General features: G+C 60.9%; 27 protein-coding genes and 1 tRNA gene. 12 read left to right on the top strand and 16 right to left on the bottom strand.

All coding sequences use genetic code 11. The features are described 5' to 3' along the window. Nucleotides 1-70 precede the first annotated feature (70 nt). From BWR18_RS15545 to BWR18_RS15520, 6 genes are all read left to right on the top strand, one after another. Nucleotides 71-1,108: a Gfo/Idh/MocA family protein gene (locus BWR18_RS15545; RefSeq protein ID WP_076629353.1), complete on the top strand. Its 1,038-nt coding sequence runs from the start codon at nt 71-73 to the stop codon at nt 1,106-1,108. Next, nucleotides 1,105-2,112, top strand: coding sequence for a Gfo/Idh/MocA family protein (locus BWR18_RS15540; RefSeq protein WP_076629352.1), 1,008 nt, complete (start codon nt 1,105-1,107; stop codon nt 2,110-2,112). The genes BWR18_RS15545 and BWR18_RS15540 overlap by 4 nt, the downstream gene beginning before the upstream one ends. Beyond that, complete coding sequence (locus tag BWR18_RS15535) at nt 2,109-3,152, top strand: Gfo/Idh/MocA family protein (protein ID WP_076629351.1); 1,044 nt, start codon at nt 2,109-2,111, stop codon at nt 3,150-3,152. Before BWR18_RS15540 ends, BWR18_RS15535 begins: the two co-directional genes overlap by 4 nt. After that, the gene (gene uxuA / locus BWR18_RS15530; RefSeq protein ID WP_076630355.1) at nt 3,149-4,342 is read left to right on the top strand and encodes a mannonate dehydratase; all 1,194 of its coding nucleotides are present in this window, start codon (nt 3,149-3,151) and stop codon (nt 4,340-4,342) included. Before BWR18_RS15535 ends, uxuA begins: the two co-directional genes overlap by 4 nt. Then, entirely contained in the window at nt 4,339-5,346 is a 1,008-nt protein-coding gene (locus BWR18_RS15525) for a Gfo/Idh/MocA family protein (protein WP_076629350.1), read from the top strand. The genes uxuA and BWR18_RS15525 overlap by 4 nt, the downstream gene beginning before the upstream one ends. Nucleotides 5,347-5,454: 108 nt before the next feature. Continuing rightward, complete coding sequence (locus tag BWR18_RS15520; protein ID WP_076629349.1) at nt 5,455-6,744, top strand: nucleotide sugar dehydrogenase; 1,290 nt, start codon at nt 5,455-5,457, stop codon at nt 6,742-6,744. Here BWR18_RS15520 and BWR18_RS21960 read toward each other — a convergent pair. Together BWR18_RS21960 and BWR18_RS15510 are read right to left on the bottom strand one after the other, a co-directional pair. Continuing rightward, complete coding sequence (locus tag BWR18_RS21960) at nt 6,741-7,793, bottom strand: flavin monoamine oxidase family protein (RefSeq protein ID WP_083957729.1); 1,053 nt, start codon at nt 7,791-7,793, stop codon at nt 6,741-6,743. The two genes, BWR18_RS15520 and BWR18_RS21960, sit on opposite strands and share 4 nt — an antisense overlap. Next, nucleotides 7,790-8,461, bottom strand: coding sequence for a cupin domain-containing protein (locus tag BWR18_RS15510; protein WP_076630353.1), 672 nt, complete (start codon nt 8,459-8,461; stop codon nt 7,790-7,792). Before BWR18_RS15510 ends, BWR18_RS21960 begins: the two co-directional genes overlap by 4 nt. Before the next feature lie 123 nt (nt 8,462-8,584). On the opposite strand from BWR18_RS15510, the gene BWR18_RS15505 reads away from it, so the two are divergent. Next, entirely contained in the window at nt 8,585-9,145 is a 561-nt protein-coding gene (locus BWR18_RS15505) for a TetR/AcrR family transcriptional regulator (RefSeq protein ID WP_076629348.1), read from the top strand. 5 nt (nt 9,146-9,150) lie between these two features. Here BWR18_RS15505 and BWR18_RS15500 read toward each other — a convergent pair whose 3' ends face one another. From BWR18_RS15500 to BWR18_RS15480, 5 genes are read right to left on the bottom strand one after another with little or no spacing between them, the layout of a single operon-like run. Next, complete coding sequence (locus BWR18_RS15500; protein WP_076629347.1) at nt 9,151-9,918, bottom strand: LamB/YcsF family protein; 768 nt, start codon at nt 9,916-9,918, stop codon at nt 9,151-9,153. A gap of 4 nt (nt 9,919-9,922) precedes the next feature. Continuing rightward, nucleotides 9,923-10,945, bottom strand: coding sequence for a biotin-dependent carboxyltransferase family protein (locus BWR18_RS15495; RefSeq protein WP_076629346.1), 1,023 nt, complete (start codon nt 10,943-10,945; stop codon nt 9,923-9,925). Then, nucleotides 10,942-11,691, bottom strand: coding sequence for a 5-oxoprolinase subunit B family protein (locus BWR18_RS15490; RefSeq protein ID WP_076629345.1), 750 nt, complete (start codon nt 11,689-11,691; stop codon nt 10,942-10,944). The genes BWR18_RS15495 and BWR18_RS15490 overlap by 4 nt, the downstream gene beginning before the upstream one ends. Before the next feature lie 37 nt (nt 11,692-11,728). Beyond that, nucleotides 11,729-12,937 carry a winged helix-turn-helix domain-containing protein gene (locus BWR18_RS15485; RefSeq protein ID WP_076629344.1) on the bottom strand — a complete coding sequence of 403 codons (1,209 nt, stop codon included), beginning with the start codon at nt 12,935-12,937 and terminating at the stop codon, nt 11,729-11,731. Beyond that, nucleotides 12,934-13,968, bottom strand: coding sequence for a LacI family DNA-binding transcriptional regulator (locus BWR18_RS15480; protein ID WP_076629343.1), 1,035 nt, complete (start codon nt 13,966-13,968; stop codon nt 12,934-12,936). The genes BWR18_RS15485 and BWR18_RS15480 overlap by 4 nt, the downstream gene beginning before the upstream one ends. 127 nt (nt 13,969-14,095) lie before the next feature. Between BWR18_RS15480 and BWR18_RS15475 the strand changes: the two genes are divergently transcribed. From BWR18_RS15475 to BWR18_RS15450, 5 genes are all read left to right on the top strand, one after another. Continuing rightward, nucleotides 14,096-14,172: transfer RNA gene (locus tag BWR18_RS15475), tRNA-Arg, on the top strand. Between the two features lie 155 nt (nt 14,173-14,327). After that, nucleotides 14,328-15,182 (top strand): hypothetical protein, encoded by an 855-nt coding sequence (locus tag BWR18_RS15470; RefSeq protein ID WP_076629342.1) that lies wholly within the window; start codon nt 14,328-14,330, stop codon nt 15,180-15,182. 41 nt (nt 15,183-15,223) lie between these two features. Next, nucleotides 15,224-15,652: a plasmid mobilization protein gene (locus tag BWR18_RS15465; RefSeq protein WP_172839395.1), complete on the top strand. Its 429-nt coding sequence runs from the start codon at nt 15,224-15,226 to the stop codon at nt 15,650-15,652. Then, on the top strand, nt 15,646-17,193 hold the full coding sequence (locus BWR18_RS15460) for a relaxase/mobilization nuclease domain-containing protein (RefSeq protein ID WP_076629341.1): 1,548 nt from the start codon (nt 15,646-15,648) through the stop codon (nt 17,191-17,193). Before BWR18_RS15465 ends, BWR18_RS15460 begins: the two co-directional genes overlap by 7 nt. Before the next feature lie 28 nt (nt 17,194-17,221). After that, nucleotides 17,222-17,979, top strand: a protein-coding gene (locus BWR18_RS15450; protein WP_157598909.1) for an IS5 family transposase whose coding sequence is annotated in 2 segments (ribosomal slippage) — nt 17,222-17,543 and nt 17,543-17,979 — 759 coding nt in all. Because the reading frame shifts where the segments join, the coding sequence is not laid out codon by codon here. A gap of 9 nt (nt 17,980-17,988) precedes the next feature. On the opposite strand, the gene BWR18_RS15445 is transcribed toward BWR18_RS15450, so the two are convergent. From BWR18_RS15445 to BWR18_RS15400, 9 genes are all read right to left on the bottom strand, one after another. Continuing rightward, entirely contained in the window at nt 17,989-19,239 is a 1,251-nt protein-coding gene (locus BWR18_RS15445) for a S8 family peptidase (RefSeq protein ID WP_083957727.1), read from the bottom strand. A 6-nt stretch (nt 19,240-19,245) separates the two neighbouring features. Then, nucleotides 19,246-19,548, bottom strand: coding sequence for a CU044_2847 family protein (locus BWR18_RS15440; protein ID WP_076629339.1), 303 nt, complete (start codon nt 19,546-19,548; stop codon nt 19,246-19,248). Between the two features lie 87 nt (nt 19,549-19,635). Then, nucleotides 19,636-19,926: a HigA family addiction module antitoxin gene (locus BWR18_RS15435; RefSeq protein ID WP_076629338.1), complete on the bottom strand. Its 291-nt coding sequence runs from the start codon at nt 19,924-19,926 to the stop codon at nt 19,636-19,638. A gap of 12 nt (nt 19,927-19,938) precedes the next feature. Then, a complete protein-coding gene (locus BWR18_RS15430) occupies nt 19,939-20,220 on the bottom strand; it encodes a type II toxin-antitoxin system RelE/ParE family toxin (RefSeq protein WP_076629337.1) in 282 nt (93 codons plus the stop codon). Nucleotides 20,221-20,539: 319 nt separating this feature from the next. Next, a protein-coding gene (locus BWR18_RS15425) for an IS5 family transposase (RefSeq protein WP_157598909.1) occupies nt 20,540-21,297 on the bottom strand; the annotation gives its coding sequence in 2 pieces (ribosomal slippage) (nt 20,540-20,976 and nt 20,976-21,297; 759 coding nt in all). Nucleotides 21,298-21,557: 260 nt separating this feature from the next. Beyond that, the gene (locus BWR18_RS15415) at nt 21,558-22,373 is read right to left on the bottom strand and encodes a phosphodiesterase (protein WP_076629335.1); all 816 of its coding nucleotides are present in this window, start codon (nt 22,371-22,373) and stop codon (nt 21,558-21,560) included. Then, entirely contained in the window at nt 22,373-23,404 is a 1,032-nt protein-coding gene (locus BWR18_RS15410; RefSeq protein ID WP_076629334.1) for an ABC transporter ATP-binding protein, read from the bottom strand. The genes BWR18_RS15415 and BWR18_RS15410 overlap by 1 nt, the downstream gene beginning before the upstream one ends. Beyond that, nucleotides 23,401-24,189, bottom strand: a complete 789-nt coding sequence (locus tag BWR18_RS15405) for an ABC transporter permease (protein WP_076629333.1) — start codon at nt 24,187-24,189, stop codon at nt 23,401-23,403. The genes BWR18_RS15410 and BWR18_RS15405 overlap by 4 nt, the downstream gene beginning before the upstream one ends. Before the next feature lie 4 nt (nt 24,190-24,193). Continuing rightward, nucleotides 24,194-24,997: an ABC transporter permease gene (locus BWR18_RS15400; protein ID WP_076630351.1), complete on the bottom strand. Its 804-nt coding sequence runs from the start codon at nt 24,995-24,997 to the stop codon at nt 24,194-24,196. Nucleotides 24,998-25,031 lie beyond the last annotated feature (34 nt).

Here is a 25,031-nt window from a genome sequence, read left to right as displayed (position 1 = left end):
CGAACACTAGCACGAATGCCCCTTGGCGCACCTGTGAAATCGCGCCACTGTGCGGGCTGGGAGGTGCGCAATGAACGTCGTGATGATCGGTGCTGGCATGGTTGCGCAGACACATGTTCTGGCGCTGCGGGACAACACCGTGGGCGCGCGCCTGGTTGGTGTTTTGGGGCGAGACGCGGAACGCACAGCAGACTTTTGTGCCGCTGCGTCAGAGACGCTGGGATACCAGGTTGCGCCGCTGGGCAGCATGGACGCTGTGTTGGATACGGATGCGGATGGTGCCATTTTGATCACGCCGCCGGACGCGCGGACCCAATACGCGCAGGCGCTGGCCAAAGCGGGGATTCCGACGCTGATGGAGAAACCGGTCGAGCGCAAACTTGATGCTGCGCGGTCTCTTGTTGACCTTTACGCATCGGCCAATGTGCCGCTTGCGCTGTGCTTTCAGCACCGCACGCGGGCTGCCGCGCAAGTGTTGAAAGCAAAGCTGGACGCGGGCGTACTTGGTGACATCGTTCATGTCGAATTGCGCGTGCCGTGGTGGCGTGAGCAGGCGTACTACGATGCACCGGGCCGTGGCACTTATGCGCGTGATGGCGGCGGCGTTATGATCAATCAGGCGATCCACACGTTGGACCTTGGCCTTTGGCTGGTTGGACCTGTTGCCGCCTTGCAGGCGATGATGCGCACGAGCGCCCTGCATCGTATGGAAGCGGAGGATATCGCGGCCGCCTTACTGACGTTTCGGTCGGGTGCAACTGGCGTGCTGAGCGCGACCACGACCGCCTATCCCGGAGCGGCGGAGAGCATAACAGTGACGACGACCAAGGGCCGTGCACATCTGGAGGGCGACCATTTGCGTATCGACTGGTTGACAGGTGAACGCGAAGATCTGTCGCCTGAAGCCGCAAGCGAGACGGGAGGCGGGGCTGACCCGATGGCGTTCACACATGCGTGGCATCAGTCCATCCTCGAGGATTTCGTGACTTCGGTTGCGGCAGGCAGACCGCCAATTGCCCCGCCGTCCGAGGCATTGCACGTGCATGCCGTCATCGACGCCATGGAACGCGCCGCGCGATCCGGAACAACGGTCGAGGTGGCTCAATGACACTGAGTTTTGTCGCACTAGGGCTGGACCATCGGCATATTTACGGCATGACCGAGAACATGCTCGCGCAAGGGGCCCGCTGTCTTGGCTTTTGGACGGAAGGCGATCCGCAACCGTTGGAGGGTTACATCAAACGCTTCCCTGATCTGCATCGCTTTGACACGCTCGATGCGGCGCTGGCGGCGGGCGCCGACCTGGCCTTGGTGTCGAACATCCCCGCAGATCGGGCCGCTGTTGCCATTCGGGCCATGCAGGCCGGGCATGACGTGATGACGGACAAGCCCGGCTGCACGTCGATGGATCAACTGAACGCGATCAAGGCGTGCGTCGCCGAGACGGGGCGCATCTGGTCAATCAATTTTTCCGAGCGGTTCGAGGTGCCTTGCGTGACGTTGGCCGACATGTTGGTTCGAGACGGTGCCATTGGACGCGTCGTGCATACGACGGGGCTGGGTCCGCATCGGTTGAACAGGCCGACCCGGCCCGACTGGTTTTTTCAGCGCAAAAGATACGGTGGCGTACTGACTGATATCGCCTCTCACCAGATCGACCAGTTTCTGCACTTCACCGGATCGACTGATGCGCAGGTGACGATGGCGCATGTTGCCAACCATGCGAACGGCAGCGAGCCCGGTTTGCAAGACTTTGGCGAAGTTGCGCTGCAGTCCGATCACGCCTCTGGCTACATTCGCGTGGATTGGTACACGCCTGACGCTTTGCCCAACTGGGGTGATGGCCGTCTGACGCTGCTGGGCACCGAGGGTTACATCGAGTTGCGCAAGTATGTGGACGTGGGCGGGCGAGCGGGTACAGATCACCTGCTGCTGGTCAACGGGGACAGATGCGAGGCGATGGATGCTCGGGAAGCAGGGTTGCCCTACTTCGCACGCTTGGCCCATGACATCGCCCACCGCACGGAGACGGCGATGTCGCAGGCACATTGTTTTAAGGTCATGGAGTTGGCCTTGCGCGCGCAGGCGATGGCCGAAGGAGCGTCGCCGTGATCCGGGTGGCCATTCTGGGTGGCGGGATCGGGGCGCAGCACCTTGCCGCCTATGATCGGCTGGACGGCTTTGCCGTGACCCATCTGGCCGATCAGGATGCTGACCGGCGCGCGGCCTTGTGCGGGGATCTGATCACGCCTTTGCCAACGGTCGAAGAGGCGTTCGAAGCGGATGTCGATCTGATCGACATTTGCCTACCGCCCCATCTGCATGCGCCTGTTGCCATTGCTGCGCTCGAGGCAGGCAAGCATGTGATCTGCGAAAAACCTCTTGCGACTTCACTGGCGCACGTTGATGCGATTGCAGATGCAGCGGCGCAAGCGGGCAGGTTGGTCTTTCCTGTGTTTCAGTATCGGTTTGGTCCGGCCTTTGACAAGTTACGGGCGCTTCGGGCCGCGGGCCTCGTCGGGGCACCGCGTGCTGCATCGCTGGAGACGCATTGGAACCGGAATGCGGATTACTATGCCGTTCCTTGGCGCGGCACGTGGGCGGGTGAGCAGGGTGGAGCGGTCCTGGGCCATGCGATTCACGCCCATGACCTGTTGTCCACGTTCATGGCGCCGATTGAGGCGGTTACCGCAAGGCTGAGCGTGCTGGTCAATCCGATCGAAACCGAGGACAGCGCCGCGCTGATCTTTGACCTGCAAGGTGGCGCGTTGGCGACAAGCAGTGTGACACTTGGAGCTGCGAAGGACGAAACGCGGTTGCGTTTTGTCTATGAGCATCTGACGGCCACATCGCACACGAATCCGTATGCTCCGGGTGAGGATGATTGGCAGTTCGTGGCGCGCGATCCGGACCGACAGGGCAATGTCGATGCAGTCTGTGCCGACATGGCGCCAGGCCTGGGCGGATTTGCCGGGTTTCTGAGCGAAGTGGGCAACGCCATCGCTGGCATGCCGAACACTGCTGTCACTCTGGAGGATGGTGCAGCCTCTATCGCGCTTGTCACCGCGATCTATGCGTCCCACCGTCGTGGGGTGCGTGTTTCCCTGCCGATACCCGCCGATCACCCGATGCGCGAAGGATGGCAACCATGATTGAATGCTGGCGTTGGTTTGGGCCGGATGATCCGACGCAATTGTCCGACTTACCGCAAGTTGGCGCAACGGGTGTCGTCACCGCCTTGCACGACGTCCCACCCGGCGAGGCTTGGACAGCGCAAGACATTACCGACCGGAAGACGATGATCGAGGCGGCGGGTTTGCGTTGGGAGGTGGTGGAAAGCCTGCCCGTGTCCGAAACCATCAAGACCCAAGGGTCCGACATGGCGGCACATGTGACGGCCTATATCGAAAGCATGTCGGCCTTGGCCGAGGCGGGTGTGCGCACGATCTGCTATAATTTCATGCCGATCCTGGACTGGACCCGCACGGAAACACGTGCGCCCCTGCCCCATGGCGGCACGGCGATGCTGTTTGATCTGGCCCAGTTTGCCGCGTTCGATCTGTTCATTCTGGACCGGGCCGGAGCCGTCGATGATTATTCAGCCGAGGTGCAGGAGGCAGCAAGAGCTGCCTTTGCCTTGATGGACGACGCGGCCAAGGTGCGGCTGACCCGAACTGTGATCGCAGGGCTGCCCGGTGCGAATGATGGTTGGACGCTGGACGACGTGCGCGCACGGCTGGATACCTATCGCGGCATTGATGCGGATGCGCTGCGCCGGCATCTGATTGATTTTCTGGCGGAGGTTGCGCCTGCGGCTGAACGGTTGGGCCTGCGGCTGTGCTGTCATCCCGATGACCCGCCCTTTTCCCTCTTGGGATTGCCGCGTGTCATGTCCTCTACCGAAGATTACGAAGCAGTGCTGAACGCGGTAAATACGCCAGCGAATGGTGCAACGCTTTGCACGGGATCCCTTGGCGTGGCGGCAGATTTTGATGCGGCCGGTTTTGTCCGTCGCCTTGGGCCTCGGATCCATTTCGTACATCTTCGTAACACTAAGCGGCTGAGCTCTCCTGACCCTGCGCGCCCTGCCTTTTTCGAGGCGGCGCACCTGGAAGGCGACACGGATATGGTCGCGACCATTGCTGCGCTCATGCAGGAGGAAGCGCGGCGCCGCGCAGAGGGGCGTGCCGATCATGCCATTCCGATGCGCCCGGACCATGGACAGGAACTGCTGATGGATCGTGACCGGGAGAGCCTGCCGGGATATCCTTTGATCGGCCGGATGCGGGGCTTGGCCGAGTTGAGGGGTATAATGGCCGCAGTTGCGGCTGGGCAAACATGACCCGGATCGGGGTTGCGGGCGTCGGCCTGATCGGGCGGCAACACCTTGATGCCATTTCACGCGCCCAAGGTGTCACCGTTTCCGCGGTGTTTGATCCCGCGCTGAAAGAGGATGTTGCGTGGCCTGTCGTTAAGAGCCTATCCGAACTTGCGGCGCATTCAGACGGTGTCATCCTTGCCGTGCCGAACCATCTGCACGCGCGCATGGCGTTGATGCTGATTGATGCGGATTGCCCGGTTCTGATTGAAAAGCCCTTGACGGGTACCGCCGCCGACGGCGTTGCCGTTGTGCGCGCTGCGCAAAACGCGGGCGTGCCCATCCTTGTCGGCCATCACCGCCGCCATAATCCGCTCGTGGCCAGGGCGTATGAGATCATTGCCGAGGGGACATTGGGCACCGTGACCACAGTGCAGGGCACCTGCTGGTTGCCCAAACCCGAAAGCTACTATGCGCAGGCGTGGCGGCAACGGGCGGGGGCCGGGCCACTGTTCATCAACTTGATCCACGATATTGACCTGTTGATGTACCTCTGCGGGCTGATCAGTCATGTGCAGGCAATGGAAAGCAGTGCTGTGCGCGGGACTGAAGCGGAAGAGGTCACCGTTGCCACCCTTCGTTTTGCCAGCGGCGTGCTGGGGACCGTTAACCTGTCTGACGTGGCGCTTGGCCCGTGGAGTTGGGAGCTGACAGCGGGCGAGAACCCCGCCTATCCCAAGACGGACCAGTCCAGCTATCTGATCGGGGGCACCAAGGGCAGCCTGTCTTTACCGAACCTGAGCCTGTGGACGCAGCACGATGGCCCGGATTGGTGGGCGCCCATCCAACAGACCCGCGTGCCCGTGCCGTTGTCGGATCCGCTAAAATCGCAGATTGAGCATTTCGCACAAGTGATCCGGGGCAAGGCCGAACCGCTGGTCAGTGCCGCTGATGGTCTGCGTGCGGTGCAGGTGATTGAGGCGATCAAGGCTGCAGCCGGTTCGGGGCAAATCGTTTCGGTCGGCTGATCTGAGCAGATGATCTTCACCTCTTTGTGCCGGGGGTGCCTGGCCCTGCATATTGCACCGGTGGTGCAGCACAGCTAGGCAAGGCATCGAAAGACAAAGGCGCATGACATGATCCCAGCCCCCCTGCCGACCCTTGATGACATGCGCGTGGCCGTGATTGGCCTGGGGTATGTGGGCCTGCCGCTTGCGGTGGAGTTCGGCAAACAGCGCGAGACCATCGGTTTTGATCTGAACGCAGAGCGGGTGGCCGAGTTGAAGGCGGGCACCGACAGCACAGGCGAAACTGACGATTTGGCTGCGGCGGCGCACCTGCGCTATACTGGCGACCTGTCTGACATCGCGGATTGCAATGTCTACATCGTTGCTGTTCCGACCCCCATCGACAGTCACCGCCAGCCCAATCTTGGCCCCCTTTTGGCCGCAGCGCGAATGGTCGGCGAGGTCATCGCACGAGGCGATGTCGTTATCTTCGAAAGCACGGTCTATCCGGGTGCGACCGAGGAAGACTGCCTGCCCCTGGTCGAGAAAATGTCGGGCCTGACCCTGAACACCGACTTCTATGCAGGCTACAGCCCTGAGCGGATCAATCCCGGCGACAAAGAGCGCCCGCTGCCGAAGATCATTAAGGTGACTTCCGGATCTACGCCCGCGGCCGGGCGGGTCATTGACGCGCTTTATGGCACGATCATTACTGCGGGCACGCATCTGGCCCCGACCATTCGCGTGGCTGAGGCGGCCAAGGTGATCGAAAACACACAGCGGGATGTCAACATCGCCCTGATCAACGAGCTGTCTATCATCTTTTCGCACTTGGGTATCGACACCACCGCCGTGCTGGATGCCGCGGCGACCAAATGGAATTTCAATCGCTACACGCCGGGCCTGGTCGGTGGGCACTGCATTGGCGTTGATCCTTACTACCTGATCGACAAGTCGATCTCCGCCGGGCACATCCCGGACATCATTCGCATGGCGCGCGAGATCAACGATGGCATGGCACAACATGCCGTGTCGCTGTTGGTCAAGGCGATGATCCACCGTCAGGTGCGGGTGCATGGCGGTCGCGCGCTGATCCTGGGTATCACGTTCAAGCCGAATTGCGCCGACATCCGCAACACCAAAGTTGTTGATATGATAGGTGAGTTGCAAACCTACGGGATGCAGATTGAGATTCACGACCCCTGGGCAGACGGGCAACAGGTGCATGCGGAGCACGGTATCGGCTTGCTAAACGCTCTGCCGAATACAGGTGCGTATGACGCAATTGTTCTTGCCGTGCCCCATGATGATCTTGTTGCGCAAGGGGCGGGGCGGTTACGCGCACTGTTGGTGGAAAATGGTGTTTTGTTTGATATGAAGGCTGTATTTGGCCCGGAGGAGAGTGATCTGCGCCTTTAAGAGACGAGTGCCCTTGCGGCCAGCATCGCTGCGCGTTCACCCGTTTCAATGGCCCCTTCGATCAGCCCGCCATGGGTTTTGGAAACCTCAGCTCCGGCAAAGAAAAGGCGTCCGTCCACAGGACCCGACAAACTGGGCGCGCCATAGGATGGATGGCCATGCGGTGCCGTCTGATCCATGGCGGTGGCGGTGAACGGCTCTGCTGCCCAATCCATCAACTCCACCCGAATGGGGTGTGCTGCATCCGGTCCAAACAGGCGGACCAACTGTGTGAGCGAGTGGCGCACGATCTCTGCCTGACCGCTGCGGGTATGGAAGGGTATTCCCACGAACCCGAACAAACCGAACACCCCCGTCGTGGGATCGGATTGGTCGGCGACCTCGACCAAAGGCCCCATGTGGCTGACCGCGCCGCCAGAGAGGCCCGCGTCGCGCCAAAACGGGCGATCGTATTGCACGACGAGTTTGGCATGGGCCGCCATCCATGTCGGCCAACGCACGAGATCTTGCGCCACGACCGCGGGCCAGCCTGGGTTAACGTCCCACTTGGCCGCAATTCGCCCCGGAACAGCGCAGATTATGACATTCGCATCCCAAGCCCGTGTAGCAGTGATGGCGCGCGGACGGCCTTGCAAATCAAGCGCGCTCACCTCCTCCGACAGTAGGATTGTATCCTTCGGCAACGCTGCTGCAAGCCGGTGCGCGAGTGCTTGAACGCCACCCCGAATGCGGACGGCGTCGGTGTAGCGTTTGGGAAATGTGCCCCGGCGGATGCCATTCTCTGTTTCGAGAACGAAGTCCCCGGTTTCATCCTGAGGCAGCGTTTCTAAACCAAGTTCCGTGAGAAGCGCGATGACATTTGGCTGGTAGGCAGGCCAGATCCAGGCCGGACCCAGATCAATGCCGCCGCCGTTCAACGACATTGTGAGTGCCCGCCCACCGATACGGTTTCGCGCTTCAAGCACCTTTATGGAATGACCCGCAAGATGCAGGTGCCGCGCAGCAACGAGACCGGCCAGACCCGCGCCAAGGACCAATGCGCTGGTCACGCGTCGATCATTTGGTGCAAGTGGCCCCTTTTGACCCAGAGCCGCACGCCATCTGAACCTGATGTCAATGCCAAGGTGCTGCCGGGTGATATGCGCAACCAGTCCCGCGGACCTAGAGTGGCTTCGTCGTCGGACACGGACCCTTCGAGTATCAGGACTTCGGCCCCGCCTGAGGTGTCCAGCGTTTGGGTGATGTCAGGCTGCCACACCTCAAGCGCGACATGTTCTTGCGCATCCGTGAACAGAGTCGCTGTCGCAACGCCTGACCGTGCCGGGTCTGATGTTGTATCGACCGTATTCATGTCGATGCGCACGTGCTGGCGGTCTTCGGGGTCGAACTGCCAGAGCTTTACAAAGATGGTGGCTCCGGGCTTCGATCTGGGCGTGTGGCGCGATGTGGGCGGGTTGCGCACATATGTACCGACGGGGAAGTCCCCGGCTTCGTCCTGAAAGACACCTTCGAGCACGATGTACTCCTCGCCCCCGTCATGGGTGTGCGGTGCGAACGCGCTGTCGGGGGCAAAGCGCACGATTGTGGTGGCCCGTGCAACCTCATCCCCGATCCGGTCGAGCATCTTGCGTTCAACTCCGGCAGAGGGCGAGGCGCGCCAAGGATTGTCAGCGTTCAGGACGCGCACGCTTTGGGAAAAGTCGGCGTTCAGTTCCATGTTCATCGGCCTTTCATCGCGGTGTCTACTATTTGGTAGGGAAAACAGCTTGAATACGCAAGGATTCCGAGTCAATTGTCAACTGTGCTTGTTTGGAACAAGCCGATCAGTAGGTAGATATACATGGATACAAGAACGCATCTTCTGGATCAGGCAGAGCATTTGGCGCGGCAGCGCGGCTTTGACGGGTTCAGCTTTGCTGACCTTGCCGCCGGCGCCGACATTCGTAAAGCGTCGGTCCACTATCACTTTCCAGCGAAGGGCGATCTGTCTCAGGCCTTGATCGCGCGCTACCGGGCGGTGTTCATGGAAAGGCTGCACGACATATCGTTGGCCCATCCCACGGCGGGTGCGCGGCTTTTGCGCCTTCTCGATCTTTATCGCATCGCGTCCGAAGGGGGACGAAGCCTGTGCCTGTGCGTTGCCCTGTCGGTCACCCAGGCAGCGTTGCCCAAAGAAACGATAGCCGAGATTGTTGCGTTTCACCGGGATGTGACCGCATGGCTTGAGGCGGTGTTCCGCCTGGGGCAGTCCGATGGCAGTCTGCAGCGGGTTGTCGATCCGCGCGCCGAGGCGCAGGCAGCCATGGCGCAGGTCGAAGGTGCCCAGATCATGGCGCGAGCCGCGGGTGATCCGTCGCGGTTCGAGGCGGCCATATTCACCCTCGTGTCCCGCGCCATTTGACCGTGCTACGCGGTCCGCCCTTCGAACGCCTGAACCACGATCCCTTCGCCCTCGAGCGTGCGTCGGACCGAGGCAGCGATCTCCACGGCCTCGGGCGTGTCTCCGTGACAGCAGATCGTGTCAATGGGCGTTTCGATTCGCTTGCCGCTGTCGGTAATGATCGCTTGGGATTTGACCATTTCGACCATCCGTTTGCCGGCGAGATCAGCGTCGTGGATAACCGCACCCGGCTGACGCCGGTCGACCAATGTGGCGTCATCATTATAGGCACGGTCGGCAAAGATTTCGCATGCGAAACGTGCCCCCATAGATCTGGCAGCGCGCTCTTGCGCGGTGGCGGCCAGCACCATGATGATCGCGTCGGGATGGGCGGATAGCGCTGCCTCGTAACAGGCGCGCGCCATCATTTCATCTTCTGAGGTCATGTTGCCAAGCGCGCCATGTAGCTTGATATGCCGCACCTTTGCCCCCAGCGCGTTCGCCATGCCGAGCGTCGCGCCGACCTGGCAGCGGATTGAATTCTGGAGCGAATTCAGTGGCATGTCGATGCGCCGTCGCCCAAACCCCTGAATATCGGCAAAGCCCGGATGTGACCCGATCCCGACACCCTTGTCCAGTGCGATACCCATCGTCGTGGCCATCACATCCGGATCGCCCGCATGTGCGCCGCAGGCGATGTTGGCTGATGTCACCGTTTCGAGCAGCGCGGCGTCATCGCCCATTTTCCAGGGGCCAAAGCTTTCACCCATATCGGCGTTCAGGTCGACTCGCATGTTTCTATCCTTCGTCCAGGCGGGCATCGGTCGCTGACACGGCACCCCCAACCAGTTGATAACTCAACAGATCCTGTATGTCTGCCGGATCTCGTACCAAGGGCGCGGTGCTTTTGGTCAGCGCGGCCCACGCCGCTCGTGCGCGTGCTTCTATGGCGGCGCCTTCGGCTAGACTCACGAACTGGAATTGCAGGGCCGACCCGACGGGTGCCTGGGCCACGCGCGGCAGATCGCAGGGCAGGACCGTCCCGATCCTGGGGTATCCACCCGTTGTCTGGCTTTCGGCCATCAGGACAAACGGCGTCCCGTCGCCGGTGATCTGGATGTCGCCGGGCACGATGACCTCGCTGACAATGCCGAGCGCCTCGGGGGCAGAGAAGCCTTCTCCGTCGCTGTTCATACGGATGCCTTGCCGGTTGGCGCGCGGGTCACGGCGAAATGTTGTCTGTTCAAAGCGCGTTCGTGTGTCCGGGGCGAAATCGTCGGTTTGCATGCTCGGCACGATCCGCACGGTGCCGCCATTGAATCGCGTGTCACGCGGAAGGGTCAGGCCGCTTTGATCGCCTCGATCCTGTCCAATTGGCAGCACGTCCCCGGCGCTGACCAAGGCGCCCAAGCCGCAAGATTGATGCGTTGCGCGCGACCCCAATATGGTGTCCGTCGTCAAACCGCCGCCCACATGAAGGTAGCCATAGGTGCCGGCCCGCGTTGGCCCGATGGTCAGTACACTGCCATTGGGCACCAAATGACTTGCGTTCCAGGTGGCCGTTGCGCCGTCGATCTGGGCCGTCATCTCGGCCCCTGTCAACGCGATACGGACATCTTCCGTCGCTTCAAACGTCCCGCCTGTGCCCACCATCTCGAGCACGGCACATGCCGGCGCTTGTTTCAGAAGCGCGGCCCCTTCATGGACAGCCAGCCGGTCTGCGGCGCCGCCCCGAGTCAGGCCCTTTTCCAAAAATCCTGTGCGCCCAAGGTCTTGCACTGCGACGCCGGGCCCGACCTTCTGGACACGGATCGCCCTCATCCCAGCACCTCGCGCGTGGCGCCGCCGGTACCGTCGGTCACCTGCGCTTCGATCCGCGCAAGTTCCTTGGCCGTGATTTCTGTGAATTGCACTTCATCCCCCGGCGCGAGGGGAAAGGGTGTGTCCCCGCGGGGACGGAAACAGGAAAAGGCGCTTTGGCCAACGTGGCGCCAGCCAGTCGGCGTGTCCTTGGCAAAGACGCAGACTTGCCGGACTGCCGCGACCAGGGCCCCGGCGGGAACATTTGGCGTCAGCTCTTTCTGGCGAGGGATGTTCCATGTCTCGCCCAATGTTCCGAGATAGGGCTGCCCCGGAGCAAACCCGAGCGTCAGGACCCGCAGGCGAGCCGTGGTCAGGTCGCGCAGCGCGTCTGCTTCGCCAATCCCCGCCGCTTCTGCCGCCTCTGCAAGCTGTGGCGCCCGGTCTCCTCCAAAAACGGCGGGAATGGTCCAGAGCGCGCGCCCGGCGGGCAGCGGGGCAGCCTCCCAATTTTGCGTGGTTAACACGCCCTCAAGGCGATCAGCGATATCATCGAACCGATGTTCGGAAAGGTCGATGCGAAAGAATGCCGACACAAGCGTACTGCTGCTTTCGGTTATCATGTCCCAATTCTGGGCATCAACAGCGCCGCGAAATGCGATGGCCGCGCGGTTTGCAGTATCGGTTGCGCTGTCGCCAAAAGTGACAAGTACACCGTCCAGTCCGACAGAGCGGACACGGGGGATGTATTGGGTATCAAGTCTCATTGGCGGCAGCGTAAGCCCTGTGACCATAGGCGCAATGCTAAAGCGCAGTGTGCAGCCACCCGTCATCAAAAGCGATGGATGAGACGCCAGCCAGCCGGCAGATACGTTCAAGTTCTGCCTCGAATGCCGCTTGGCGTCCCTTGCCCCAACGGATCCTGCGCTCGGGCCACAACGCGCGGACGCGCAGCACATCGTCGGCGCGGTGCGCTTTCATGTCGACGCGGCCCACGACCCGGTCGCCTTCGAGCAGGGGAAAGACATAGTAGCCATAGGTGCGTTTGGGCTCGGGCACGAAAATCTCGATCCGGTAGAAGAAGCCAAACAGGCGTTCGGCCCGCTTGCGATCGCGCAGGGCCGGGTCGAATGGGCTGAGCACGCGCAAGCGCGACGTTGGCTCGCGGTCGATCCCCGGGTCTTCTGGCAACGACGGCCAAGCGTAGGCGGAGCGCACAGATCCATCCGCGCTCGCAATTTGGATCTCGATGATGCGCCCGGCTTCCAGAGCCTGCGTGCACCATGTCTTTGCCTCTGCCGGGCTGATGTGGTCCCAGAACGCCGCCAATTCGCCATGTGTGGCAAAGCCCAGACGGTCCAGCGCCTCGCGGCAGCACCAGTCGATGGTTTCCTCGGTATCCGGTGCGTTGCCGATTGTGCGCGGGTCAAGGGCGCGCTCGGTCAGGTCGTAGTACTTCTGGAACCCTTTGCGCTTGACCACATGCAAAGCCCCGCTGCGCCACAGGTATTCAAGGGCCGTCTTGGACGGGTGCCAGTCCCACCAGCCGCCTGACCCACGCTCTTCGCCTTCGCCAACGTCGCCGGAACAGCACGGCCCCCGTTCGCGGATCTGGTCGAGGACGGTCTGAAACTTGGCCTCGAACCCCTCGCGGCGCCATGCGCTCCATTTCTCGCGCAAGCGCGCGGCATCACGTTCCCGACGTAGATGCCAGTAGGGATAGAATGCCGTCGGGATCATGGCGGCATCGTGGGTCCAGTGTTCAAACAGCGCACGGTCGCGCTCATACAGGTTTTTCAGGTTCTTGGGGCGGTAACGCGGCCTGCGTGAAAACAGGATCAGGTCGTGCGCGCGCGCCACGGTGTTGATGCTGTCGAGCTGGACAAAGCCAAGCTGCGTGATCGTGTCCAGCAATTCCGCACCGTGGGCGGCGCCTGATGGGGTGTCTGACAGGCCGTGGCGGTCCAGAAAGACGCGGCGCGCCTGACTGTTGTTCAACGTGAACGGCGTCACGCCCGCAAGGCGCGGCGCAGCGTGTCGCCGTAGGAAATGGTGGGCGTCAGTGTGATATGCTTGGGCGATTGGTCTGCACCTTCGGCATTCCGGTCGCGAATGATCTCGGCCGCGGCGCGCCCGATCTCCAGCCGGCAGGCGTCGGTCGTTGCCAACTGACGGGGCAGGCCCTGCAGCAATTCGACGCCGTTGAACCCGGCCAGGCCGATCTGACCCGGCACGTCGATCCCCTCGTCCAGCAGATAAAGCAGCCCGCCTGCACCGATCATGTCGTTGGAGTAGTAAAGAAAATCGAGATCCGGGTTTGCATCCAGCATCGTCTTGGTCATCTCGCGCCCCTTCGCGAGGGCAGAGCCGCCTTCGTAGAAGTCCCGTGCTTCGATCTCGATCCCCGCTTTGGCAAGGCCCTCGGTTAGTCCTTCGAACCGTTTACGCGCACGGTGATCGCGTGGCATGGATGTGCCCATAAAGCCGATGCGGGAATAGCCCTGTTTGAGGATCGCCTTGGCCATGTCGAGGCCCGCCTGACGGTGCGAGATGCCCACCATGTTGTCGACGGGGTTGCCGTCGGTATCCATGATCTCAACCACCGGAATACCTGCGTTTTGCAGCATCGCCTGGGTCGCGTCGGAGTGTTCGAGGCCCGCGATAATCACGCCGGATGGCCGCCACGACAGCATTTCATAGAGCACGCGCTCCTCTTTGTCGCGCATGTAATCCGTCACTCCGAACACGGGCTGCAGTGGGGTGTCTTCAAGCACTTGGTTGATGCCGGTCAGAACTTCGGGGAAGACCATGTTGCTGAGTGAGGGGACAATGACCGCGACGAGGTTCACGTGCTGAGATGCAAGCGAGCCTGCGATTTGATTGGGCACGTATCCGAGCGTCTGAGCCGCTTCGAGCACCTTTTTGCGTGTTGCTTCAGATACATCGCCCCGATTTCGAAGAACGCGACTAACAGTCATTTCGGAAACGCCAGAGGCTGCAGACACATCGCGCAAGGTCAGCGGGCGGGCAGGGCGATCAGTCAAGGGCAGTCCTTTCTGGCTTTGGTTCGAGTTACCGTTAAAACTGATCGGGATTCAAGTATTTGGAAGATCCGAACCTTGCTGAAACAGGTGACAAGGCGCGTATGGCGCTGTAGATCCGTGTCCAAGTGGCCCCGTGGCTCAACTGGATAGAGCAGCCCCCTCCTAAGGGGCAGGTTGCAGGTTCGAATCCTGCCGGGGTCGCCAAAACTGCCTGAAAAATATGACTTATTTACAGGGCTTTGTGCAGATGCTTGCAGAAACTCCCGAGAGCTTTCGGGCCGAATTCTACTGAAACGGCATAAATCTCGTACAAAACCTGTACAAAATTCGCACGTCTTTGCGCCTTTTGGAGACTTCCAATGAGCTGGCGGGTCGCGAACACATGCGCGGAGCGCAAGTTCGGCAGTGCCACGCGCAAGCAGATCATCATGTTTCTGGCGGACAAGGCGTCTGACGATGGTTCGGGCATCTGGTGCTCCAAGGGGACGATCCAGCGACATACCGAGCTTGGCGAGACCACAGTCAAACGAACAGTGCGCGAGTTTTTGAAGGAAGGCATCCTGGTCGAGACCGGCGCGCGCACCTGCAAGAACGGTTTCACCGTCGTGTATCGGATCGATCTGGCCAGGATCGAGGCGCTTGAACTGACCGCCGAGCCCGAGATCGAGACGGGGGCCACAGTGGACCCCGTCCAGACTGGACCCGGAACGGGGGCCACAGTGGCCGGGCTACCGGGGCCACCACGGCCCCCAAACCACCCTAAAACCATCCATAAACCACCTACGCGCGAGCGCGAGGCGGCGGAGGATGAAGAGGCTGAGAAGATTTTGGCCGCCTATCCGCCCGACCGTTTGCGCGGGAAGGCTGAGTGTCTCGGGCGGATCAGGGACATTCTGGACGCCGGGACAGAGGTCGAGGACCTGTTGCAGGCCGTGAAGGCCTACGCGACCGAGAGCGCGGGCTTTACTCGGTCGAAGGTCTGTTTCTCGGACAACTGGTTCAAATCTGGGCGCTGGCGCGCCTATGTCGAGGACATCGCCGTGAACCGCGAACAGTCGAAGGCGAAGGAAGCCGAGATGCTGGCAGGATTGGCGAACTGGGTCACGGACAAGCATCCGCTTTGCCGCCACATCACGCCCGGCCAGATCGACGCGCTGTTGGCCGCAGAGCTGGTGACGCAGGCGCAAATCCAGGCGGCGGGCATCAGATCATGAGCGCAACGGGTCCCACCGAAGCGCAAACAGCAAGGCGACCCATGTCATACGCTGACGCTTCTGACACAGGACCTTGCGAGGGGCGGCAAGCCTCCCCTTCGAACCCCACCGGCGCGGGCAAAGCCCCCGCCAAAGAGCCGCTGACAGAGACCTTCGTCTTCCGCTGCACCGCGTCCGAGAAGGCCCAGCTGCGCGCCAAAGCCGAGGCCGCTGGCCTGCCCGCCTCGACCCTTCTGCGCGAGGCGCTTGGCCTGACCGAGGCCCGCCGCCGCAAGCCAATCCCGCGTGTCGATCCTGCGCTGGTGCTGGCCGTCGGGCGCATTGGTGGCAACCTCAACCAGATCGCCCGCTGGCTGAACCACACCATGAAGGTTGGGCGCACCGACCTCGACACGCTGACCGTCGCGCGCCGCCTTGTGGTCATCGAACGCCAGCTTGCCGCGCTCCTCGATGAGGCGCGGCGGTGCTGATCAAGTTCTTCCCCAACGGCAAAGGCGCAGGCGCGGGGCCGGTCGGCTACCTCGTGGCCGAGCGCGTGCTGGCCTATGACGGCAACCGCGACCAGATCCGCGACGCCGACGGCGCGCCCGTGACCGTAACGCGCGATCCCCTGCCCGAAGTCCTGCGCGGCAATCCCGAACGTACCGAAGCCCTGATCGATGCCAGCCGCCATCAATGGACCTACCGCGCGGGTGTGATCAGCTTTGCCGCCACCGACGCCCCAACCGAGGACCAGCAGGCCGAAGTCATGGACGGGTTTGAGCGGCTGGCCTTCGCGGGGCTGGACCCTGAGCAATATGAGGTGCTCTGGGTCCGCCATCGCCACGAAGGCCGGGTCGAGCTTCATTTCTGCACGCCGCGCCTGGAGCTGACCACGGGCAAGAGCCTCAACATCGCGCCGCCGGGCTACCAGGACGCCTATGACAGCCTGCGCGACGTGATGAACCAACGCCACGGTTGGGCCGATCCGATGGAGCTGGAGCGCACCCAAGAGGTCCGCGACACCATCGAGACCCCAACCCGCGCGCAAGGCCGCGACGAGCTGCACGCCTGGATACAGGACCAGATCGATTTGGGCCTGATCACCGACCGCGCAACCATGATCGATGCGCTCACCGACGCAGGCTTCGACCTCCCACGCACCGGCAAAGCCTATATCACTGCCCGCGATCCCGACACGGGCGAGCGCTGGCGGTTGAAAGGAGAGATTTTCCATGAGGATTGGCAAGCCGACCCGGCTGAGCGAGAAACTGAACGCGGAACTCGACACGATCAGGGCCGAACACGTCGCCTCGATCTCGTCCCAGCTCAAGACCTTCAGGATCGATTTGAAGAACATTGTGGGCGCCGCGAAGCATACCATCGCGAGCGATACGCGCCGCTTCCAGACCGAGACAGCGAGCCTGTTCGAGACGCGCCTGAGGTCGATCCGCCTCTGGCTGACGATCTCGCCCTGGCTGATTGCGGCGATGGTGCTGACGGGGACCGCCTTGATGATGGCCGCGAGCTACTTCTGGACGGTGCATCTGACGCGTTCGGAGCTGACGGAGATGGGCCTGACACGGATCGAAAGACCAGAGGGGACATGGCTGATCCTGGACCCTTCGAAGACGCGGCTCAGGACCTGCATGATGGGCGAGAGGCACGTCACCTGCATCAGGATCGAGGAGGATTAGATGACCCAACTGACAGCCTTGGAACGCGACTTGCTCGCCTGCGTCGAGCGGTTGGTGACGGCCTCAGAGGCCTCCGCGAAGGACTTGACCGCCTTGGAGAAACGCTCGACCGGCAGGATCGAGCGGGAGCTGGCTGGCTTGAAAGACTGCGTGACCTTGCTCATTCGTTCACAAGCCGCATCCATGAAGGCCTTGAACGGATTGCTGAACGACGAGGCGAGCTACAAGACGCTGGACGAGAATTTGCAGCAGAGCTTGACCTTAGCGAAAGCCGCCGCCGAGAGATTGAGGGACAGCTAGGGTCAGGACCCATTGATTTCCGCTTTGCAGCGTGATTCACGGTTCGAAAACCGAGCGGTGAACATGTCTGATCTTTTCTGGCTGACGGATGCGCAGATGGCGCGCCTCGAGCCCTTTTTCCCGAAGTCCCACGGCAAGCCACGGGTCGACGACCGGCGTGTGTTGAGTGGGATTATCTTCATCAATCGCAATGGCTTACGTTGGCGCGATGCGCCTGCAGCATATGGCCCGCACAAGACCCTCTACAACCGCTGGAAGCGGTGGAGCGACAAGGGCGTCTTCGCACGGATGATGGCAGGTCTGGCTGCCGAGCACGGCGAACAGAAGACCGTCATGACCGACGCGACCTATCTCAAGGCCCACCGAACAGCGACCAGCTTGGGCGTGAAAAAGGGGGGCGTGGACGCCTGATTGGCCGGACCAAGGGCGGCATGAACACCAAGCTGCATGCCATCTGCGACAGCCAGGGCCGACCGCTCAACCTGTTCGTCACGGCCGGTCAGGTCAGCGACTACATCGGCGCACGGGCATTGCTGAGCAGCCTGCCTGACGTCGACTGGCTGCTCGGGGACCGCGGATATGATGCCGACTGGTTCAGAGATGCGTTGAAAGACAAAGGGATACGCGTATGTATCCCCGGCCGAAAACAGCGCAAGAAAACCGTCAAGTACGACAAGCGCCGATACAAACGGCGCAACCGGATCGAGATAATGTTCGGCAGGCTCAAAGACTGGCGGCGTGTGGCAACCCGATACGACCGCTGTCCGAAGGTCTTCCTCTCAGCAATCGCTCTGGCTGCAACGGTCATTTACTGGCTATGAGTCCTGACCCTAGATCATGCGTAGTTTTCCAAGACCATGCAGCTGAGGGTCGAATCCGGTCCAAGTAGTGTCGGCGGCAGAACGCATTGTATCGAAGACAATTTCTGTATTTTTTGCGCTGGAATTGTCGCGAATAGCATAGAGGCATGGCCCACCCACTTCACACAAGCACGGACCACGTTTTAGTCCGCTAACGATCTGGGCAGCTACTCCGGTCACGAAAGCCGTAGCGAACGACGTGCCATGTAGCGGTTTGCTCGCCCGACGACCAGGTACACTGGCGAGCCATTCACCCATCTGCCTGGTGCCGTCCGGACCCAAGATAAACCGATCGACTGGCACAGCAGAAAAGTTTGACAGCGGGTTTTGACTTCTAAAATTGTATGAGCCAACGGCGAGAACGTTTTCGAAGGCTGCTGGGCTGGCAACCCTCGTCTGGTTGTTACCAGCCGCTGCCACGAGAAGCACGTCGCCTGCCAGATTTAGGAAGTTCGAAAAGAAGAACTTCAGCTGCCTTATGTTCATCGAGGCATTTTGAGGCGCAGTGCACACATCGCAAAATGTGGCGTCACAACTCATGCTCAAGCTCAGGTTGATGATGTCGCAAGGCCCGGCCGCATGGGCGATATATAAAGCGGCAAGTACGTCACTGAGAGCTCCGTCTGTATCAAAAGCTTTAACAGGCAAAATCCTCGCAGAAGGCGCGATTTGGTTAATGATGTGTGCGACCAACGTACCATGTCCGGTGGCGTCCTGATAAGGAGTTCCGGGGTTTTCCGGGTCTCGTGCATTCAATTGTCGATGCAAAACCGAACCCGGATTTTGAAGAAAAGAAGGTTCGACGCCGGAGTCGATCACTCCAACGATGCAGTTTTCGCCGCACTCTGAACGATACGCGTTCGCTTTGGCGCTGGACGTCGCTGCCGAGATATTTTGATGTTCGATGTTTAGCGAAGCACTTGGGCGAACAAGGTAATCCGGGGTTGCAGCTCCAATACGACCTCTGCTGAATGCTTGTCGGCTGAGTAGCTCAGACGTTCTTTCTTCAGTGCCCTCCGGTACTCGAGCGACAAATGGAAATTTGTGTTTTTTCCAATCTAACCCGTCAGGGACTGGAATATCATTTACGCGAAACAAATCTAAAACGTCATGTAGGACTTCAAACTCGTAGCCGAGATCCTCACTTATGGTCCCTTCCAATTCGGGTGACCATTCAGGGCCAGGTCCAACGACAACTTGTCCAGGCAAAAAGCAATCCATCTCTATTCAAGCCTTTCGCCAAACAACACTAACTTTGAAATTGGCGTTCATAGTGCCCTTGGTCACAAAGGGTATGCCAGCTTCACCGCCCACATCGATCCCAAACTCCATACCTATCTCTTCCGGGGGATTTGCTATGGCGAACATTCCTTCGGCTACATTTGCACATCCTCTGCGAATAAGCTCCGAAACTTCTTTGAGTTTTTCTTCTGTTGCCTCCAGGAAGTCGTCAGCATTGGCCTCCGGACTTACGGCTCCTCTTGAAGGTGCCACTTGTATAAAGAACTTTCCCGCGGCTTCGTCGGTCATTGTGTTTTCCTTTCGCAAAAATACTTGGTGTTTAATCGATCAGGTCACCACCCACCCTGCAAATTGGTAGAGCTATCTGTCAATATTTTAGGCAGCCACAAGCGGCTCAATATCCGAAACGTCAATCTCCTTAGCAGCTAGCGCCATGTCGTAGTTCGTCTGCAAGTTCACCCAGTAAGCCGGAGTCGTGTTGAACACACGGGCGAGGCGCAGCGCTGTGTCAGGCGTGATACCCGTCGTACCCTTGATCAACCGCTCGATCCGCGTCCGAGGCACGCCAAGACGCCGCGCAAACGCGATGGCCCCCATCTCCAAGGGATCGAGGTAAAGCTCCTTCAGGACTTCACCGGGGTGCATCGGGTCTTCAAGCAAGCTCATCAGCGTATCCTTTCAATGGTAGTCCACAATCTCGACATCCGCGGGGCCGTTCGGCGTCCAGACAAAGCAGATGCGCCATTGCCCGTTGATCCGCACGGAGTGTTGCCCGGCCCGATCCCCTTTCAGTTCTTCCAGGTGGTTGCCGGGCGGGAAACGCAAATCCTCGACAACAACCGCAGCATCCAGCGCCGAAAGCATAGCCCGCGTGCGCTTCATCAAGTCACCCGGGAAGCCTTTGCCATACTTGCCCTTAACGGCATTGGCAGCGAGTTTGCCCTTGGTGCTTTGGATCATGCAGGTTGTGTATCAGCAGATGATGCATGTGTCAATGCATGATACATTTTCCGATGGTGCTTAGTATAAGATGCAAACGAGAGTAAACCGCCATGAGTCTCGGAAGATTCTCGAAAAACTGACAGTGTTCGCCTGTTAGGCTAAATATTAGTTGGCGCACGTGTTTCCTATTGCGCTGTTCGCCTCTACTCTCTCCCTAGAATTTTCTAAGGTTTGTCATGGGTTGCTAACCTGAGACGAACAAAGAACAGAAAGTTGTGAATGGCAAAGCGGAAAACGAAAAGTTCACTTGAGCTGCCAAGAAGCCTAGGGTCAGGACTCATAGCCAGTAAATGACCGTTGCAGCCAGAGCGATTGCTGAGAGGAAGACCTTCGGACAGCGGTCGTATCGGGTTGCCACACGCCGCCAGTCTTTGAGCCTGCCGAACATTATCTCGATCCGGTTGCGCCGTTTGTATCGGCGCTTGTCGTACTTGACGGTTTTCTTGCGCTGTTTTCGGCCGGGGATACATACGCGTATCCCTTTGTCTTTCAACGCATCTCTGAACCAGTCGGCATCATATCCGCGGTCCCCGAGCAGCCAGTCGACGTCAGGCAGGCTGCTCAGCAATGCCCGTGCGCCGATGTAGTCGCTGACCTGACCGGCCGTGACGAACAGGTTGAGCGGTCGGCCCTGGCTGTCGCAGATGGCATGCAGCTTGGTGTTCATGCCGCCCTTGGTCCGGCCAATCAGGCGTCCACGCCCCCCTTTTTCACGCCCAAGCTGGTCGCTGTTCGGTGGGCCTTGAGATAGGTCGCGTCGGTCATGACGGTCTTCTGTTCGCCGTGCTCGGCAGCCAGACCTGCCATCATCCGTGCGAAGACGCCCTTGTCGCTCCACCGCTTCCAGCGGTTGTAGAGGGTCTTGTGCGGGCCATATGCTGCAGGCGCATCGCGCCAACGTAAGCCATTGCGATTGATGAAGATAATCCCACTCAACACACGCCGGTCGTCGACCCGTGGCTTGCCGTGGGACTTCGGGAAAAAGGGCTCGAGGCGCGCCATCTGCGCATCCGTCAGCCAGAAAAGATCAGACATGTTCACCGCTCGGTTTTCGAACCGTGAATCACGCTGCAAAGCGGAAATCAATGGGTCCTGACCCTAGACCAATCAGGTGTTTAAGGTCGGCAGGGCGGATTTTCGCGTCATTCGATTTTCGCACTTCGCTGACGCAGCAAGCGTTCGTAGTCGCAGCACCTGTGTTGTCGCAACGACGCGTGCGTCATCACTCCGGTCATTCATGGGCGTCATATCTGCGGTGCCCCGTTTTGCACAGGTCGGGGCGCCCTTCCCGCCGGTCAGTCAGCGAATGGCCACGGGCCCGAGAAGCTTCCTGTCGGTATGGTATCAGACACCAGGCTCGGCTCCGGCTCAATCCTCCAGCGATACACCGTGAAACCGCCCGGTTCGAACGTCAATTGCGGGTCACAGCCCACCCGGTGATCGGTCATGACCGCGTGGCAGGTGGCGGGTGCGATCTGACACGTGACGCGACCGATCTGGCCCGTGACGGCGCGGTGGACGTGGCCAGAGATCATGCGCACTGGCCCCGGATGCGCTTCAAGCCGTGCCATCAGCGTGGCACCGCCATGCAGGTTGTCGGCATCCATCGCAGGTATCCCGCTGTGCATCCACGGGTGATGCGTGGCGATGACAACAGGTTGCGCCCCGATGGCCGCGAGGGCGGCCTCAAGAAACCCGACCCCGTCAAGCGAAAGTTCTCCGTGATGCGCGCCCTCCAGCAGGGTATCAAGACCGATCACCGAGAATGGGCCGAAATCGCGAACCCATTGGATCGGCCCGTCCCCTGGTATCCAAGGCGCAGGCGCAAAAGCGGCGCGCATCGCATCGCGCCGGTCATGATTGCCGGGTACGGCCTGCCATGGAAGTTCCAGGTCGGCCATGATCGCAGCGAAATGCGCGTATTCTTCGGGCGTGCCGTGGTCGGTCAGGTCGCCGGTGACGATGACGCAGTCAATGCCGTCCAGCAGCGGCAGCTTGGCGTTGATGGTCGAAACGGCACGGCGCAACGCGTCCGCCGTGTCCGAACGTCTGTAAGCCAGCGCGCCGGGGGCGACGATATGGGTGTCGGTGATCTGGATAAAGCCGGGCATCAGGCGGAAACCTCCCTGGGTAGGATCAGCAGCGCCTCGGGCGCTATGGACAGGCGCACCTCTGCCCCCGGCGCGGGCGCCGAAAGACCGGTGTGCAGTGCAAACAGCGGCGCGTCACTCGCCCCGGCCAGCGCGATGCGGTAATGCGTGCCAAGAAAGGTTACGGTTTCGACATGGGCCGTGATCGGCCCTTGCGCAGTGATGCGAATATCCTCCGCCCGCACGAGAACATCGTGCCCCTCTGCGTGTCTCGGCAAGGCGAGCACCCCACCCGGCAGGTGCAATTGGTCCGCGTGGATGCGACCAGACAGCGGCATGGCATTGCCCACAAAACGCGCAACGAAACCGGTGGCCGGGTTGCGATAGAGCGCCTCGGGCGTGCCGATCTGGGCGACCTCACCTTGGCTCATGACCGCGACGCGGTCGGCGATCGCCATCGCCTCGTCCTGATCATGGGTGACGAAGATCGCGGTGATCCCGAACTGACGCAGCAGGATCGCCAATTCGTCCCGCAACTGCCCCCGCAGGGCGGCATCCAGCGCCGACAGCGGCTCGTCCAGCAGCAGCACACGTGGGCGCGGTGCCATGGCGCGGGCCAATGCCACCCGTTGCCGCTGGCCGCCCGACAGGGCCGTAACGGCGCGGTCGGCATAAGCCTCTAGGCGACACAAGGCGATCACCTCTTCCAACCGCGCATCAATCTCTGCGCGCGGCAGCTTCTGCATCTTCAGCCCATAGCCGATATTGCCGCGCACCGACATGTTGGGAAACAGCGCATAGGACTGGAACACCATGCCGATCTTGCGGGTCTCAACCGATTGCTGCGTTACATTCTCACCATCAAATACGATCTTCGCACCGGGATCGGGGGTTTCCAGCCCCGCGACGATGCGCAAAAGCGTGGACTTGCCGCAGCCCGAGGGGCCGAGAAGCGAGACGATCTCGCCCTTCGCAATCTCCAGATCCGTGGGCAGAAGCGCCTTGGTGCCGCCGGGAAAGGTCTTGGCGATGTTGGTCAGGGTCAGTGTCATTGCATGATCCTTTGGGCCCGGGCGCTGGCCCACTGCATGGCCATCAAAAGCGGCACGATCATCACGAAGAAAACCAGCGTATAGGCCGAGGCCACCTCCAGCCGCATCGACGCATAGCTATCGGCCAACCCCACAGGCAATGTCTTGAGCAGGGGCGTGTGCAGCATCCATGTCAGGTTGAACTCGCCAATCGACAACGTGACCACGGTCAGCGCCCCAGCCAGGATACCCGGCATCGCGTTGGGCACCACGATGTCGATGAACCGCCGTGCAGGTCCTGCGCCAAGGGATGCGGCCCCTTCCTCAAGCGTCTTGAGGTCGATGGCCGCCAACACCGACAGGACCGACCGCACCATGAAGGGCAGCGTGTAAAGGACATGGCCCACAAGAATGAACAGCCAGCTGGTGCGAAAGTCGCTCCAACCGCCATAAAGCTGCAACAGCGCCAAGGCCAGCGCGAGACCCGGAATGGCCAGCGGCAGCGAGATGAACTCTTCCAGCACGCGCGAGGCACGGCCGGGATTGCGCGCCAGCGCATAGGCGGCCGGCACTCCAAGGATCAAGGTGACGACCAGACAGGCCAGCGCCAAGCCAATCGACAAAAAGATGCTGCCTGAATACAGCGCCCAGACTTCGCCAATCCATTTCAGCGTCAGCCCCGAAGACAGGCCGCGAAAATAGTTCACGGTCAGCCCGGCCAGGACCGACTGGATGATCGGGATCAACAGAAAGGCACAGGCCAGCAAGGTAATAGTCAGCGGGATGGATTTGGTCATGTGTTTCATGGTTTTATCCGCCCGCCGCAACGGTTGTGCCGGACAGGCTGCGCGCGATCAGCAGCAGCGCCCACGTCACGAGCCCCAGCACCACCGACAGCGCCGAGGCCATGGCGATATTGGCCGACAGGGTGAATTCGGTGTAGATCACCATCGGCAGCACATCGATATCGGTCGCGAGCGTAAAGGCCGTGCCGAAAGCCCCCATCGCGGTGGCAAAGGCAATCGCACCCGCCGCAATGAGCGCAGGCGCCAGCGCCGGCAACAGCACGTCAAGGACGATGCGATGCGGCGGCGCGCCCAGCGTCTTTGCCGCCTCTTCCAGCGCCGGGTCGATCTTTTCGGCCGCCGCCATGACCGTCAGCAGCACCCGTGGGATTGAGAAATAGAGATAGCCCAGAAACAGGCCAAAGACCGAATAGGCAAAGACCACGTGGCCCGGCGTGAGGGAGTTCACAAGGCCCTGCCGCCCGCCCAGCAGAATGATCATGAACCCCACGACGACACCGGGAAAGGCCAGCGGGAGCGTCAGGATCGACAGCAGCGCGTCGCGCCCGAAAAAACGGTTCCGCACCAGGTAAAGCCCGGCCGTGGTTGAGATTGCCAGTGCCGCCATGGTGACGGCGAGCGACACCAGCACGGTCTGCACCAGCGTCGACAGGTACCGTGGGGTTTGCAGGATTTGCAGATAGATCGCCCACCCCGCGTCACCCTCGCCCGCGGCAAGGATCAGCCGCCCGAGCGGGATGGCCAGAAAGGCCAACGTGAAAATCGCCAACGGCAGCAAGCATAGCGTCAGGAATTGGCTTTGCGACATCTGCATCTCCGATGCGGCGGACGGCCGGGCAGGA

The sequence above is a fragment of the Tateyamaria omphalii genome, from assembly GCF_001969365.1.
In the GTDB taxonomy this organism is placed as follows: Bacteria; Pseudomonadota; Alphaproteobacteria; order Rhodobacterales; family Rhodobacteraceae; genus Tateyamaria; species Tateyamaria omphalii_A.
This window is presented reverse-complemented; position numbering and strand designations above follow the sequence as displayed.

Bases quoted from the DNA above. Each gene is read 5' to 3' on its own strand.
- BWR18_RS15520 (WP_076629349.1), top strand. From the start codon at position 5,455: ATGATCCCAGCCCCCCTGCCGACCCTTGATGACATGCGCGTGGCCGTG.
- BWR18_RS15525 (WP_076629350.1), top strand. From the start codon at position 4,339: ATGACCCGGATCGGGGTTGCGGGCGTCGGCCTGATCGGGCGGCAACAC.
- BWR18_RS15430 (WP_076629337.1), bottom strand. From the start codon at position 20,220: ATGATCCAAAGCACCAAGGGCAAACTCGCTGCCAATGCCGTTAAGGGC.
- BWR18_RS15405 (WP_076629333.1), bottom strand. From the start codon at position 24,189: ATGAAACACATGACCAAATCCATCCCGCTGACTATTACCTTGCTGGCC.
- BWR18_RS15505 (WP_076629348.1), top strand. From the start codon at position 8,585: ATGGATACAAGAACGCATCTTCTGGATCAGGCAGAGCATTTGGCGCGG.
- BWR18_RS15510 (WP_076630353.1), bottom strand. From the start codon at position 8,461: ATGGAACTGAACGCCGACTTTTCCCAAAGCGTGCGCGTCCTGAACGCT.
- uxuA (WP_076630355.1), top strand. From the start codon at position 3,149: ATGATTGAATGCTGGCGTTGGTTTGGGCCGGATGATCCGACGCAATTG.
- BWR18_RS15445 (WP_083957727.1), bottom strand. From the start codon at position 19,239: ATGGATTGCTTTTTGCCTGGACAAGTTGTCGTTGGACCTGGCCCTGAA.
- BWR18_RS15470 (WP_076629342.1), top strand. From the start codon at position 14,328: ATGAGCTGGCGGGTCGCGAACACATGCGCGGAGCGCAAGTTCGGCAGT.
- BWR18_RS15465 (WP_172839395.1), top strand. From the start codon at position 15,224: ATGTCATACGCTGACGCTTCTGACACAGGACCTTGCGAGGGGCGGCAA.
- BWR18_RS15545 (WP_076629353.1), top strand. From the start codon at position 71: ATGAACGTCGTGATGATCGGTGCTGGCATGGTTGCGCAGACACATGTT.
- BWR18_RS15540 (WP_076629352.1), top strand. From the start codon at position 1,105: ATGACACTGAGTTTTGTCGCACTAGGGCTGGACCATCGGCATATTTAC.
- BWR18_RS15435 (WP_076629338.1), bottom strand. From the start codon at position 19,926: ATGAGCTTGCTTGAAGACCCGATGCACCCCGGTGAAGTCCTGAAGGAG.
- BWR18_RS15440 (WP_076629339.1), bottom strand. From the start codon at position 19,548: ATGACCGACGAAGCCGCGGGAAAGTTCTTTATACAAGTGGCACCTTCA.
- BWR18_RS15415 (WP_076629335.1), bottom strand. From the start codon at position 22,373: ATGCCCGGCTTTATCCAGATCACCGACACCCATATCGTCGCCCCCGGC.
- BWR18_RS15495 (WP_076629346.1), bottom strand. From the start codon at position 10,945: ATGAGGGCGATCCGTGTCCAGAAGGTCGGGCCCGGCGTCGCAGTGCAA.
- BWR18_RS15490 (WP_076629345.1), bottom strand. From the start codon at position 11,691: ATGAGACTTGATACCCAATACATCCCCCGTGTCCGCTCTGTCGGACTG.
- BWR18_RS15500 (WP_076629347.1), bottom strand. From the start codon at position 9,918: ATGCGAGTCGACCTGAACGCCGATATGGGTGAAAGCTTTGGCCCCTGG.
- BWR18_RS15410 (WP_076629334.1), bottom strand. From the start codon at position 23,404: ATGACACTGACCCTGACCAACATCGCCAAGACCTTTCCCGGCGGCACC.
- BWR18_RS15400 (WP_076630351.1), bottom strand. From the start codon at position 24,997: ATGTCGCAAAGCCAATTCCTGACGCTATGCTTGCTGCCGTTGGCGATT.